The 12877-nt window shown below is 73.3% G+C and carries 9 protein-coding genes; 2 read left to right on the top strand and 7 right to left on the bottom strand.

Annotation, left to right across the window (positions count from 1 at the left end; genetic code table 11):
- Positions 1–74 precede the first annotated feature (74 nt).
- A complete protein-coding gene (gene nsdA, locus K304_RS0111460) occupies positions 75–1658 on the bottom strand; it encodes a transcriptional repressor NsdA (RefSeq protein WP_027763859.1) in 1584 nt (527 codons plus the stop codon).
- A 312-nt stretch (positions 1659–1970) separates the two neighbouring features.
- Between nsdA and K304_RS0111455 the strand changes: the two genes are divergently transcribed.
- Positions 1971–2714, top strand: a complete 744-nt coding sequence (locus tag K304_RS0111455; RefSeq protein WP_027763858.1) for a bifunctional DNA primase/polymerase — start codon at positions 1971–1973, stop codon at positions 2712–2714.
- Positions 2715–2900: 186 nt separating this feature from the next.
- Here the strand turns inward: K304_RS0111455 and ftsY are convergent, their stop codons facing one another.
- The 5 genes from ftsY to K304_RS0111430 form a co-directional block, all read right to left on the bottom strand.
- Complete coding sequence (gene ftsY, locus K304_RS0111450) at positions 2901–4112, bottom strand: signal recognition particle-docking protein FtsY (protein WP_027763857.1); 1212 nt, start codon at positions 4110–4112, stop codon at positions 2901–2903.
- 201 nt (positions 4113–4313) lie between these two features.
- Complete coding sequence (locus K304_RS0111445; protein WP_078528941.1) at positions 4314–5750, bottom strand: sugar porter family MFS transporter; 1437 nt, start codon at positions 5748–5750, stop codon at positions 4314–4316.
- 156 nt (positions 5751–5906) lie between these two features.
- The gene (locus K304_RS0111440; RefSeq protein WP_027763855.1) at positions 5907–9644 is read right to left on the bottom strand and encodes an AAA family ATPase; all 3738 of its coding nucleotides are present in this window, start codon (positions 9642–9644) and stop codon (positions 5907–5909) included.
- Positions 9645–9922: 278 nt separating this feature from the next.
- Complete coding sequence (locus K304_RS0111435) at positions 9923–10129, bottom strand: hypothetical protein (protein WP_027763854.1); 207 nt, start codon at positions 10127–10129, stop codon at positions 9923–9925.
- A 316-nt stretch (positions 10130–10445) separates the two neighbouring features.
- Positions 10446–10760 (bottom strand): acylphosphatase, encoded by a 315-nt coding sequence (locus K304_RS0111430; RefSeq protein WP_486591638.1) that lies wholly within the window; start codon positions 10758–10760, stop codon positions 10446–10448.
- A 168-nt stretch (positions 10761–10928) separates the two neighbouring features.
- Between K304_RS0111430 and K304_RS0111425 the strand changes: the two genes are divergently transcribed.
- Positions 10929–11912: a CAP domain-containing protein gene (locus K304_RS0111425; protein ID WP_078528939.1), complete on the top strand. Its 984-nt coding sequence runs from the start codon at positions 10929–10931 to the stop codon at positions 11910–11912.
- On the opposite strand, the gene mutM is transcribed toward K304_RS0111425, so the two are convergent.
- Positions 11906–12838: a bifunctional DNA-formamidopyrimidine glycosylase/DNA-(apurinic or apyrimidinic site) lyase gene (mutM, locus tag K304_RS28535; protein WP_051308318.1), complete on the bottom strand. Its 933-nt coding sequence runs from the start codon at positions 12836–12838 to the stop codon at positions 11906–11908. The two genes, K304_RS0111425 and mutM, sit on opposite strands and share 7 nt — an antisense overlap.
- Positions 12839–12877 lie beyond the last annotated feature (39 nt).

Genomic DNA, 12877 nt, shown 5'->3' with positions numbered 1-12877 from the left:
CGGTGTGACCTGGCGGGGGAGCCGAGTCGGGCAGTCCGGGGTGGCGGTCGCGGCCGGTGTTCGGGGGCGGCGGCTCAACAGGCCGCCGCGGTCTCTCCTTCGGGCAGTTCGTCGGCGAGGCGCTCGGCGAGACGGACGACCTCCGGGACCTGCCCGAAATCGCGGGTGGCCGTCGCGGTGGTCTTGCGGAGCCGGTTGTTGACCCGTTCGGAGCGGATACGGCGGGCCACGGTCATCGCTTCTGTGGCGCGGGTGGCGCAGCGCTCCGGCTCACGCTGGAGCAGATGGACGCTGGCCAGGCCGATGAGGTTCAGCGCGTAGCTGCGCTGGTGTCCCCCGCCCTCCTGGGCGGCCTCCCGGCCGAAGAGTTCCACGGCTCGTTCCATCGCGGGCTCGGCGAGCGAGGCGTAGGCGGGGCTGCGGCCGGAGGAGTAGGCGAGATCGCGGTAGGAGTGCGCGACCTCGGCGTTCAGCTCCCCCTCGCAGAAGAACCGGATCCAGTCCGGCTCGCCGTCGGGGGCACCGCGGTCCTCGAAGGTCTCCTCGGCCATCCGCACGGCGCGCCGGCACTTTCCGGGCTGGCCCATGTTGGCGTACGCCCGGGCCTCCATGGCGTGGAGCATCGCCTGGGTGCGCGCGGTGGCGCCGTCCCTGCTGCCGTACTGGGCCAGGTGGACGAGTTCCAGGGCGTCGTCGGCGCGGCCGAGGTGGATCATCTGCCGGGCCATGCTGGAGAGGATGAACGAGCCGAGCGGCCGGTCACCCGACTCCTTCGCGGCGTGAAGCGCGAGCACGAAGTACTTCTGCGCGGTCGGCTGCATCCCGATGTCGTACGTCATCCAGCCGGCCAGCTCGGCCAGCTCTGCCGTCACCCGGAACAGCCGGACGGTGATCTCGGGGTCGCGGCGGGCGAGCTGCTCGTGGAGCAGGTCGGTGACCTCGTGCAGCTGGCCGACGACGGCCTTGCGGCGCAGCCCGCCGCCGCACTGGGCGTCCCAGCGGCGGAACATCACGGTGGTCTGCTCCAGCAGCTCCAGCTCCGGGCCGGAGAGCCTGCTGCGGCGTTCGCCCGGGCCGCCGCCCTCGCGCCCCGCGTCGCCCGCAGCCTGTCCGCGGGACTGCGCGGGCACGGGCAGCGGGTACACACCCGCCTCTCCGCGAGCACCCGGTCCGGCGGGGCCGCCGCCCGGAGACGACACCAGCCAGCGCTGCATGGGCTCGACCAGCGCCGGTCCGGCGGCCATCGCCAGCGACGGGCCGAGGAACCCGCGCCGGCCCAGCATGAGGTCGCTGCGCGAGAACTCGTTGATCAGCGACACCGTCTGGGGGCCCGCCCAGGGCAGGTCGACACCCGAGGCGGTGGGCGCCTGCCGCGCGCACCGCAGCCCCAGCTCCTCGACGGCGACGACGCAGCCGAAGCGCTCGGAGAACAGCTCGGAGAGGAGCCGCGGGATCGGCTCGCGGGGCTGTTCGCCGTCCAGCCAGCGCCGTACCCGTGAGGTGTCCGTGCTGATGTGGTGGGCGCCGATCTGGCGAGCCCTGCGGTTCACCTGGCGCGCCAGCTCGCCCTTCGACCAGCCGCTGCGCACGAACCACGAGCCGAGCAGCTCGTTCGGGCGCTTCTGCGCGCTACTGCCACCGCCACCGTCGCCGGTCACGTGTCACGCCCCCATCCGGCCCGGCCGCCGCACCCGGAGTCCACGTGCCTCCGGCATAGGCGTTCGCCGAGCGATTTTCGTCGCTGTGAGCACCGAAAGTAATCCTACGATCACTGTCTCCGCGAGGGCGAGAGCGAAATCGCCACCATTCGCCACCCCTTCGAATGAACCTTTCGCCAGGCACACGCGCTTCACTTGACGCGGGGACGGGGGTCGCGAGGCCGCACCCTGGCACACTCCTCCGTCACCCTCCGCTGCGCGGACGTCACCAGCGGTCGTAACCATCGGCACTCGGGACCCGTTGGAGGGAGCATGGGCTTCACGATCGGCGCCATCGGCAGCGGCATCCGGGAGATGCGGGATCTCCGCGAGACCCGCCCCGGCGGACGGCGGCGCGGGCGCGCGCCGGAGGGCACCACCGTGGCGGAGTACACCGGGCTGTGGGGCTGGGCGGTGGTACCGGGCGCGCGCGCCGGGCGAGGCGGCCGGGGGGCTCCGGCCGGGGGGCGTACCGCGTGCTCGTGCGGTTCCGCCCGCTGCCCGGCACCGGGCGCGCACCCGTTGCCGGGGGCCGACGAGGTGCCGGCGGGCGCCACCCTGGACGAGGCGACGCGGGCGTGGGCACGGACGCCGGGTGCGGCGATGCTGCTGCCCGCCGGGCGGACGTTCGACGTGCTGGAGGTCTCCGAGGAGGCCGGGCGGCGGGCGCTGGTGCGGCTGGAGCGGATGGGGCTGCCGACCGGGCCGGTGGCGATCGCCCCGCACGGGCGCGCGTGGTTCCTGGTGGCACCGGGGGCTGCGGAGGACCTGCCGGAGCTGCTGTACCGGATGGGCTGGGACGACACCACCGGGCTCGACCTGCGATGCCTCGGCAAGGGCGAGCACATCACCGCACCCCCGTCCGACCACGGCGGTCTGGGGCCGGTGCAGTGGCTGCGGGCACCTGGGCTGGAGCAGGCGGCGTGCCCGCCGGAGGCCCGGCTGCTGCTGGGCACGCTCGCCTACGTCAGCCACCGGGCGCTGTCGCTGCGCGGGGCGCCCGGACGACTGGGCTGAACCCCTCCGCGCCGCGACCGGCCGACCGTGCGGCCGAGACCGGCGCCTCCTCAGGCCGGCCGAGGGGCACGGGCTGAGGCGGCCGGCTGCCCCGCTGCCGGGGCCGGCCACCTCTGGGCGGCGGCCTCGGGTGCACCGGCGAGGAGCGTGGCCGGGGCGGGCCGGCGCCGGCCCGCCCCGGAGGGGTCAGTCGCCGATGAGGGCGTCCACGAAGGCTTCGGGTTCGAAGGGGGCGAGGTCGTCCGCGCCCTCGCCGAGGCCGACGAGCTTGACCGGGACGCCCAGCTCGCGCTGGACCGCGACCACGATGCCGCCCTTCGCGGTGCCGTCGAGCTTGGTGAGCACGATGCCGGTGATGTCCACAACCTCGGCGAAGACCCGGGCCTGGACCAGTCCGTTCTGGCCGGTGGTGGCGTCGAGCACGAGCAGCACCTCGTCGACCGGGCCCTGCTTCTCCACGACCCGCTTGACCTTGCCCAGTTCGTCCATCAGGCCGGTCTTGGTGTGCAGGCGGCCGGCGGTGTCGATGAGGACCACGTCGGCACCCTCGTCGGTGCCCTCCTTGACGGCGTCGAACGCGACGGATGCCGGGTCGCCGCCCTCGGGGCCGCGCACGGTGCGGGCGCCGACACGCTCGCCCCAGGTCTGGAGCTGGTCGGCCGCGGCGGCGCGGAAGGTGTCGGCGGCACCGAGCACCACGGACTTGCCGTCGGCGACGAGCACCCGGCCGAGCTTGCCGGTGGTGGTGGTCTTGCCGGTGCCGTTGACGCCGACGACCAGGACGACACCGGGCCGGTCGACCGCGCCGCGCGTCTCCGTGTGAACGGTGCGGTCCTCGTCGGGGCCGACCAGGGTGAGGAGTTCGTCGCGCAGCAGACCGCGCAGTTCCTCGGGGGTGCGGGTGCCGAGCACCTTGACCCGTTCGCGCAGCCTTTCGACGAGCTCCTGGGTGGGGGCGACGCCGACGTCGGCGGCGAGGAGGGTGTCCTCGACCTCCTCCCAGGTGTCCTCGTCGAGGTGTTCGCGGGAGAGCAGCGTCAGGAGCCCCTTGCCCAGGGCGTTCTGCGAGCGGGAGAGGCGGGTGCGCAGGCGCACCAGCCGGCCGGCGGTGGGCTCGGGGGTCTCGATCTCCGGCGCGACGGGGGCGGGCGCCGCCTCGGGCTCGGCGACGGCGCCGGGGGTCTCCGCTTCCGGGAGCCCGACCTCCTCGATCGTTCTGCGCGGCTCCTCGAGCCGGGTCTCGGCGTCCTCGCCGAGGTGCGGTTCCGCGGGGGGCGCGGTGGTGGTCCTGGTGTCCCGGGATCCGGCGGCCTTCTTCTTCCGGCCGCTGACCACGAGCCCGGCGATCGCGGCGAGCGCGAGCACGGCGATCACCGCGGCGAGGATGACGATTTCCATCGGTGCCTTTCGAACGGGCGAGGACCGGCGGGGCCGGTTCCGGTTGTCGGGACGGGGCCGGTGGCAGGGCCCTTCGGCGCCGCCCAGTATCCCAGAAGGGTCCGGACCGGGCGGTGAGCCCGCCTCCGCCTGTGGAGAACCTGCGGCCCCGGCTCACGGGGAGCCGGGGCCGCAGTGGTGCCGAGGAGCGGGCAGCGGGGTTCAGCCCATCTCCTCCAACGCCTTGCCCTTCGTCTCCGGCACCCACTTGAGCAGGAACGGGACGGAGAGCACGGCGAAGACGGTGTAGAGGACGTACGCGCCCGAGAGGTTCCAGTCGGAGAGGCTCGGGAAGCTGACGGTGATCAGCCAGTTGGCCACCCATTGGGCCGAGGCGGCGACGCCGAGGGCGGCGGCGCGGATGCGGCTGGGGAACATCTCGCCGAGGAGCACCCATACGACGACGCCCCAGGAGAGCGCGAAGAACAGCACGAAGCTGTGCGCGGCGACCAGCGCGACGGTCCCCTGCAGGTCGGGGAGGGTGATGTCGTCCCCGGCGCCGGACTTGTACGAGAACGCCCAGGCGGCGAGGCCGAGCGAGACGGCCATGCCGACGGAGCCGACGAGCGCGAGCGGCTTGCGCCCGACCCGGTCGACGAGCAGCACCGCGATGACGGTGCCGACGATGTTGATGATGGAGGTGGTGAAGCTGTAGAAGAACGAGCCTGCCGGGTCGATGCCGACCGACTGCCACAGCGAGGCGCTGTAGTAGAAGATCACGTTGATGCCGACGAGTTGCTGGAAGACGGACAGCCCGATGCCGATCCAGACGATGGGCAGCAGGCCGAAGCGTCCGCCGAACAGGTCGCGCAGGGTGGGCTTGTGCTCGCTGCGCATCGACTCCTGGATCTGCGCGACGCGGGCGTCCAGGTCGACGTCGGCGCCCTCGACGCGGGCGAGGACGCCGCGGGCCTCGGCCGAACGGCCGGCCGCGATGAGGTAGCGGGGCGACTCGGGGATGACGAAGGTCAGCAGGCCGTAGAGGACGGCGGGGAGGACCATGACGCCGAGCATCCACTGCCAGGCCTCCAGGCCGGCGAGGACGCCGCGCTGGTCGCCGCCGGCGAGGTTGAGGATGCCGAAGTTGACCAGTTGGGAGACGGCGATGCCGATGACGATGGCCGCCTGCTGGAAGGACGCGAGCCGGCCGCGGTAGGCGGGCGGGGCGACTTCGGCGATGTAGGCGGGGGCGACGACGGAGGCCATGCCGATGGCCACGCCGCCCAGGACGCGCCAGAGCGCGAGGTCCCACAGGGCGAAGGGCAGCGCGGAGCCGACGGCGCTCACCGTGAAGAGCACGGCGGCGATCTGCATCACGCGGATACGGCCCACCCGGTCGGCGAGCCGCCCGGCGGTGGCGGCGCCGACGGCGCAGCCGATCAGAGCGGCGGCGATCACCTGCGCCAGCACCTCGGCGCCGACGGCGTAGCGGTCCTGGACGGCGACCACGGCTCCGTTGATCACGGAGCTGTCGTAGCCGAACAGGAACCCGCCCATGGCCGCGGCGGCGGCGATGAAGACGACATGGCTGAGGTGCTGTGGCCGGGCGCCCTGCGCATCCGACTGCACCTGGGTGGCGCTGGTCACGGTGTTCTCCATATGAACGTAAGAACGACTCCGCAGACACTATGCGTTCAACAACCGAAGTCAAGAGTGCGATATGTCACGCAGCGATCGGCAGCTGACCTCGAAGGACACCTTCACGATGTGAAGACAAGGGGAAGAACGAAACGGGGCGCGAGGAGGTCAGCCGGGTCAGCCGAGGCGCTGGCTGATCACCTTGGAGACGCCGTCGCCCTGCATCGACACGCCGTACAGCGCGTCCGCGACCTCCATCGTCCGCTTCTGGTGCGTGATGACGATGAGCTGGGAGCTGTCCTTCAGCTCCTTCATGATCCGGATCAGCCGCTGGAGGTTGGTGTCGTCCAGCGCCGCCTCCACCTCGTCCATCACGTAGAACGGGCTGGGCCGCGCCTTGAAGATGGAGACCAGAAGTGCGACGGCGGTCAGCGAACGCTCGCCGCCGGAGAGCAGCGACAGCCGCTTGACCTTCTTTCCGGGCGGGCGGGCCTCCACATCGACGCCGGTGGCCAGCATGTCGTCCGGGTCGGTCAGCACCAGGCGGCCCTCGCCGCCGGGGAAGAGCCGGGAGAACACGCCTTCGAACTCCCGCGCGGTGTCGTGGTAGGCCTCGGTGAAGACCTTCTCGACCCGCTCGTCGACCTCCTTCACCACCTGGAGCAGATCGGCACGGGTCTTCCGCAGGTCCTCCAGCTGCTCGCTGAGGAACTGGTGCCGCTCCTCCAGCGCCGCGAACTCCTCCAGCGCCAGTGGGTTGATCTTGCCCAGCTTGGTGTACGCCCGCTCCGCCGCGCGCAGCCGCTTCTCCTGGTCCGCGCGGACGAACGGCACCGGCTGGTTGCGGGGGTGCTCGGGGTCCTCGGGCAGTTCCTCGCCCTCGGCCGGCGGGGAGGGCGGCACGAGCTGGTCGGGACCGTAGTCGGCGGCCAGTCCGGCCGGCTCCACACCGAGTTCCTCCAGCGCCCGGGTCTCCAACTGCTCGATACGCAGACGCTTCTCCGCGCCGAGCACTTCGCCGCGGTGCACCGAGTCGGTGAGCTTGTCGTGCTCGTCCTTCAGCTCGCGTCCCTCGTTCCGCTCGGTCGCCAGCGCCTGTTCGCGTGCGGCCTTGGCACGTTCGGCCTGCTGCCGTTCCTCGTCGGCCCGCCGGAGCGAGACCTCGACGTACGCGAGGAGCTGCCGGGCACCGGACGCGACGGCGGTCGCCACCTCGGCCTCCCGGCGCATCCGGGCGCGGCGCGCCTCGGCGCGCGCCCGCGCCTCCCGCTCGGCGCGCGCCGCACGGGTCAGCGAGTCGGCCCGTCCCGCCAGGCCCTTCACGCGTTCCTCGTGCGTGCGCACCTGGAGGCGTGCCTCCATCTCGGTCTGCCGCGCGTTCGCTCCGTCGGCGGCCAGCCGGTCACGGAAGGAGGTGTCCGGCTCGTCGTCCTCCTCCTGCGCCTCCTCGGCCACGGCGAGGCGCTCGGCCAGTTCCTCGGCCTCCTCGGTGGCCCGCTGCAGCGCCTCCTCCGCGCGGGTCACGGCGGCGGCGGTACGTTCCGCCTCGCCGGCCGCGGCCCGGGCCTGCCCCCCGAGGGTGCCGAGGCGGCCGGCGACCTTGGACTTCTCCCGGTCGGCGGCGCTGCGGCGACCGCCCAGCTCCTCGACCTCGCCGGCACGGGCGCGGCGCGCCTCGGCGGCGTGCTCCTTCGCCCGTGCGGTCTCCTCACAGCGGAGTGCCAGTTCGTCCCGTTCGGCGGCGGCCTCGTCCACGGCCGCCTGCGCCTCGAGGAGGCTGGGTGCTCCGGCCGAGCCGCCGTGGGCGAAGTGGCTGCCGAGGGTGTCGCCCTCGGCGGTCACGGCGACCAGCTCGGGGCGGGTGGCGACGAGCAGTTCGGCATCCTCCAACGTGCCGACCACGACCACGTCGCGCAGCAGCCGCCGTACGGCGGGCATCAGGTCCGCCGGTCCCTGCACCAGAGCGCCCGCGGCGGGCCACGGGGACGGCGGCTGCCCCGGCGGCCCGGCGGCGGATACGTGCGCCTCGCCGGCGGGGCGGGTCTCGGCGGCGGGGCGGGTCTCGGCGGGGAGCGCCGCGGGCGGGTCGCCGCCGTGACGGCGGGCGGGCGGAACGGTGTCGGCGGCGAGGGTGTCGCCGCCGTCCGGGGCGGAGGCGGGCGGAGCGGCGTCGGTGCGCTGGGCGGGAACGTCCACCGGGCCGGCGAGCAGCAGGGACGCACGGCCCGCGTCGTGCTTGCGCAGCAGCCGCAGCGCGTCCGCGGCGGTGGCCGGGTCGGCGACCGCCAGCGCGTCGGCCGCCGCGCCGAGGGCGGCGGCGACCGGTACTTCGTGTCCGGGCCGGACGGTGAGGAGTTCTGCGGCCGGGCCGAGCAGGCCGGTGAGCCGGTCGGTGGCGGCGAGCAGGGCCTCGGAACCGTCCTTGCGGCGCAGGCCGAGGGCCAGCGCGTCGTGCCGGGCGGAGGTGGCGGCGTGTTCGCGCTCCGCGGCCACCGCCGCGTCGCGCGCGGCGCCGGCGGCGGTCTCGGCGTCGGCGAGGCGGCGCTTGGCCTCCTCGTGCGCGGCGGCGAGTTCTTCGTCTCCGGCGTCCAGCCCGTCGACCTCCGCCTGGAGTGCCTCGTACTCCTCCCTCGCTTCGGCGGCGCGCGTCAGCGCGTCCTCGTGGGAGGCGGCGAGCCGGTCGATCTCGGCCTGCGCCGACGCGGCGCGGCTACGGGCCGCCCCCGCCTGCGCGTTGAGCCGGGCGAGTCCTTCGCGGCGGTCGGCGAGTGCGCGCGCGACGTCCTTGAGGCGCCGGTCCTCCTCGTGCAACCGGCGTTCCAGCTCGGCGCGGTGCTCGACCGTGTCGTCCAGGGCGCGGGACGCCGCCTCCAACGCGGCCTCCAGTTCGGCCTCCTGCTCCCGTACGCGGTCGGCCTCGCGTTCCAGATCCTCAGGATCACGGCCGCGTCGCTCCTCCTCCGGCTGCGACGTGGCGCTCCTGACCCGTGCGTCCGCGAGGCTGACGGTGCCGCGTACGCGCTCGGCGAGCTGGGAGAGTTCCTGCCAGGTCTCCTGGGCGCGGCGCAGCCGGGGGGCGAGGGTGCGCACCTCCTGTTCGAGGTCGGACTCCCGCTTGAGCGCGGTCTTCAGCGCGGCCTCGACGGACTCGCGGCGCTCCTTCAGCGCGGCCTCGTCGGCGACTTCCGCCTTCAGCGCCTCACGGAGCGTCACCAGGTCGTCGGCGAGCAGGCGGAGGCGGGCGTCGCGCAGGTCGGCCTGGATGACCTGGGCGCGGCGGGCGACGGCGGCCTGGCGGCCGAGCGGCTTGAGCTGGCGGCGGAGCTCCTCGGTGAGGTCCTGTACGCGGGCGAGGTTGGCCTGCATCGCGTCGAGCTTCCGCAGCGCCTTCTCCTTGCGCTTGCGGTGCTTGAGGACGCCGGCCGCCTCCTCGATGAACGCCCGGCGGCCGGTGGGGTCGGCGTGCAGGACGCCGTCGAGCTGGCCCTGGCCCACGATGACGTGCATCTCCCGGCCGATGCCGGAGTCGGAGAGCAGTTCCTGGATGTCGAGCAGCCGGCAGGTGTCGCCGTTGATCTGGTACTCGCTGCCGCCGTTGCGGAACATGATCCGGGTGAGGGTGACTTCGGCGTACTCGATGGGCAGGGCGCCGTCGGCGTTGTCGATGGTGAGCGAGACCTCGGCGCGGCCGAGCGGCGGACGCCCGGTGGTGCCGGCGAAGATGACGTCCTCCATCTTGCCGCCGCGCAACGACTTGGCGCCCTGTTCGCCCATCACCCAGGAGAGGGCGTCGACGACGTTGGACTTGCCGGAGCCGTTGGGGCCGACCACGCAGGTGATGCCGGGCTCGAAGCGCAGCGTGGTGGCGGAGGCGAAGGACTTGAATCCTCGCAGGGTGAGGCTCTTCAGGTGCACGCCGTCGGACTCTACCGTTCAGGTCCGCCCGGAGGCCGTCTCCCGCCCCGGCACGCCTCGCCGGATGCTCTTGGTTTCGGCCCGTCGGGCCGGGGGCACATCACACGGTAAGCGGGCCGGGAACGGACGGTAGCCGGGAGACGGAGGGGGTCACCTCAGGGCGAGGCGAAGGAGGAACGACGAAGGGACGCCGGAGCGTCCCTTGAGTTCCCTGAGCGGTGCCGTACGCCGGGAGTTGACCGGCGTGCGCCTGACCGACCTGCCCTGGTGGGGCGATGTCAGGTGAGCGCGGGCTCCGCCGTGGACACGTCGATGCCTTCGAGCAACGAGTCTTCGCGACGTGCGGCAGCGGACAGCGCGTCGTTCTCCGCCTGGATCCGTACGATCTCGGATTCCAGGTCCTGTACACGCTGCTGAAGCCGTCGCATCTCGGAGAGGACTCGGGGGTCGGAGCCGCCGACGTAACCGAGAAGCGCCTTTGCCATGATGGATGGTCCTCCACACTGAATGACCGACCGGAACGGGTGGTGGGTCGTGAGGGAATCGCACCCGCGGTGTCTGCTCTGCACTTTTCTCTTCAGGGCACACAAATCAGGTGCGCGGGGTGATTCCAGAGTCTCACCAAATGCGGGGACGGTCAACACGATCACGCTCCGCCACCCGGGGGGCCTCGTCTCGACGGCTCGGACTGTCGTGCTCATGAGCCGGAGGCGGCGTCCCGGGGAACTGCGGAGATCACCTTCCGCGGAAGCCTTGCATGCCTGGCCAGAAATGGCAACCAGTCCTTGACACGCTCGTCGATCATCGGATTTCGAAGCCTTCGTACCCTCCTCTGGGAGATCCCCAGATCTCGGTGACGCCGTCCACGCGTCCCGGCGTGTCGCCGGCGCGGAGCCAGTCGAGCAGCTCTTCGCACAGCGCGGGTGACCCCTCGGCGACGACGTGAACCCTTCCGTCTCCGAGGTTGACGGCGAACCCCTCGAGCGCGCCGATGCGCAGCGCCGCCTCCCGGGTGAACCAGCGGAAGCCCACCCGCTGGACCCGTCCGCGCACCCACACCGTCATGCGCACCGACTCGGCCCCGGGCGCGGCCGTTCGCGACGTGTCCTCCGTCACCTGTCGTCCCTCGTCTCCGGTCGCCACCTGCACGTCCGGAAAGGTATCCGGCGATTGGTCCGGTAGTTCCAGCGGGGCGGGGGTGAATGCCGTAGTCTCCCGGGGCAATGGAGTCACCCGTACGGGTGAGTGCCACCCCTGTAGCCGAGTCATGCGAGGACGGCAGAGATGGGCCGCCACAGACGTGCCACCCCCACCAGCACCGCCCCTCAGCGCTCCCGGACCACAGTCGGCGACCCGGCCGCAGTAACCGTACGGACGCCGGACCCGGCACACCGCTACGGCCGGCACCGGGGGGCGCGCCGCCGGCCCGCCCCGGTGCGCACCGGCCTGCTGGGCGCGTCGGCGGCGCTGGCCGTCGGCGCGGTAGGCGTCTCCTCGGGCCTCATACCGGGGCCCGACGGTGTGTTCACCGTCGGGGACGCCGGAACGAGCGGACGGGTGCAGGCGGACGGCGCCTCCGTCACCCCCTACGGCGGGACCTCCGGTTCCCCCTCGGACCGCGCGTCGCGCGGCGCCGAGCGTGACGGGCTGCGGGACGGCTCCGCCTCGCCCTCCGACAAGGCGTCGAAGACGCCGGAGGAGCAGAAGAAGGGCGAGAAGTCCGCCGCGCCGACGAAGACGGCCGAGCCGTCGGACACCCCGAGCCGGACCGACTCGCCCGGTGGCAGCGCCTCCGACGGCGACGAGACCCGGAGCGCCCCCTCCCGGACCCGGTCCGCGGACCCGGGAACCGGCGGCTCCGGTGAGGGATCGGGCGGCGGCTCGTCGCAGGACACCTCCGCCGAGGCGCAGGTGCTCAGCCTGGTCAACGCGGAGCGCGCGAAGGTGGGTTGCTCGCCGGTGACGGCCGACTCGGAGCTGGCGGCGCTGGCCGAGGGCCACAGCCGCGACATGGCCGAGCGCGGCTACTTCTCGCACACGACGCCGGACGGCAGGAGCCCGTGGGACCGGGCCGACGCTGCGGGCGTGGACAACATGGGCGGCGAGAACATCGCCCGCGGCCAGTCCGACGCCCAGGCCGTCATGGACGCCTGGATGAACAGCGACGGCCACCGCGCGAACATACTGAACTGCGACTTCCGGACGCTGGGCGTGGGCGCGCACTTCGCGCAGGGCGGCCCCTGGTGGACGCAGGCGTTCGGCTACTGACGGCGGGCGGCGGGACCGGTCGTGCCGGTGCCGCCGCCGCTCGTACCGGCCGGACCAAGTGAGCGCGGCGCGTACGGCCGCTGGCAGCGCGGGCAGAAGTAGCTGGACCGGTTCATCCACGGCCTGCGGCGCATCGCCGTGCCGCAGCGCCGGCACGGCTCGCCCTCCCTGCCGTACGCGTCCAGCGAGCGGTCGAAGTAGCCCGATTCGCCGTTCACGTTGACGTACAGGCTGTCGAAGCTGGTGCCGCCGACGGCCAGTGCCGCGTGCATCACGTCCCGGACGTGGCCGAGGAGTTCGGCGGACCGGGGCCGGGTGAGCGTCGCGGTCGGCCGGTCGTAGTGCAGCCGGGCCCGCCACAGCGCCTCGTCGGCGTAGATGTTGCCGACCCCGCTGATCAGCGACTGGTCGAGCAGCGCGCGCTTGATCGTGGTGCGGCGCCGGCGGAGCGAGGCGGCGAACGCGCCCTCGTCGAACAGCGGGTCGAGCGGGTCGCGGGCGATGTGGGCGATGACGTCCGGCAGCCCGTCGGCGGCGCCCTGCACCTCGGGATGGAGGGACAGGCCGCCGAAGGTGCGCTGGTCCACGAAGCGCAGTTCGGTGCGCGCGTCGTCGGCGAACCGGAAGCGGATGCGCAGGTGCTTCTCGTCAGGGGCGTCCTCGGGCTGGATCAGCAGCTGCCCGCTCATGCCCAGGTGCGCGAGGATCGAGGTGCCCTCGCCTGCGAGGGGAATCCACAGGTACTTGCCGCGGCGGTGGGCGGTACCGAGGGTGTGACCGGTGAGGCGCGCGGCGAAGTCGGCCGCGCCGGCGGGATGGCGCCGGACGGCGCGGGGGTGGCGGACCTCGACGGACGCGACGGTGCGCGCGGCGGCCCACCGTTCCAGGCCGCGGCGCACGACTTCGACCTCGGGCAGCTCGGGCAACGGGCTCTCCTCCGGAGGGTGGAAGGCGCCTGCTCCGTT

This window comes from Streptomyces sp. CNS606 (genome assembly GCF_000426325.1).
Note: the sequence above shows the minus strand (reverse complement) of the source record. Positions and strands in the feature narration are given on the sequence as shown.

Bases quoted from the DNA above. Each gene is read 5' to 3' on its own strand.
- K304_RS0111455 (WP_027763858.1), top strand. From the start codon at position 1,971: ATGGGCTTCACGATCGGCGCCATCGGCAGCGGCATCCGGGAGATGCGG.
- ftsY (WP_027763857.1), bottom strand. From the start codon at position 4,112: ATGGAAATCGTCATCCTCGCCGCGGTGATCGCCGTGCTCGCGCTCGCC.
- K304_RS0111445 (WP_078528941.1), bottom strand. From the start codon at position 5,750: ATGGAGAACACCGTGACCAGCGCCACCCAGGTGCAGTCGGATGCGCAG.
- K304_RS0111435 (WP_027763854.1), bottom strand. From the start codon at position 10,129: ATGGCAAAGGCGCTTCTCGGTTACGTCGGCGGCTCCGACCCCCGAGTC.
- K304_RS0111425 (WP_078528939.1), top strand. From the start codon at position 10,929: ATGGGCCGCCACAGACGTGCCACCCCCACCAGCACCGCCCCTCAGCGC.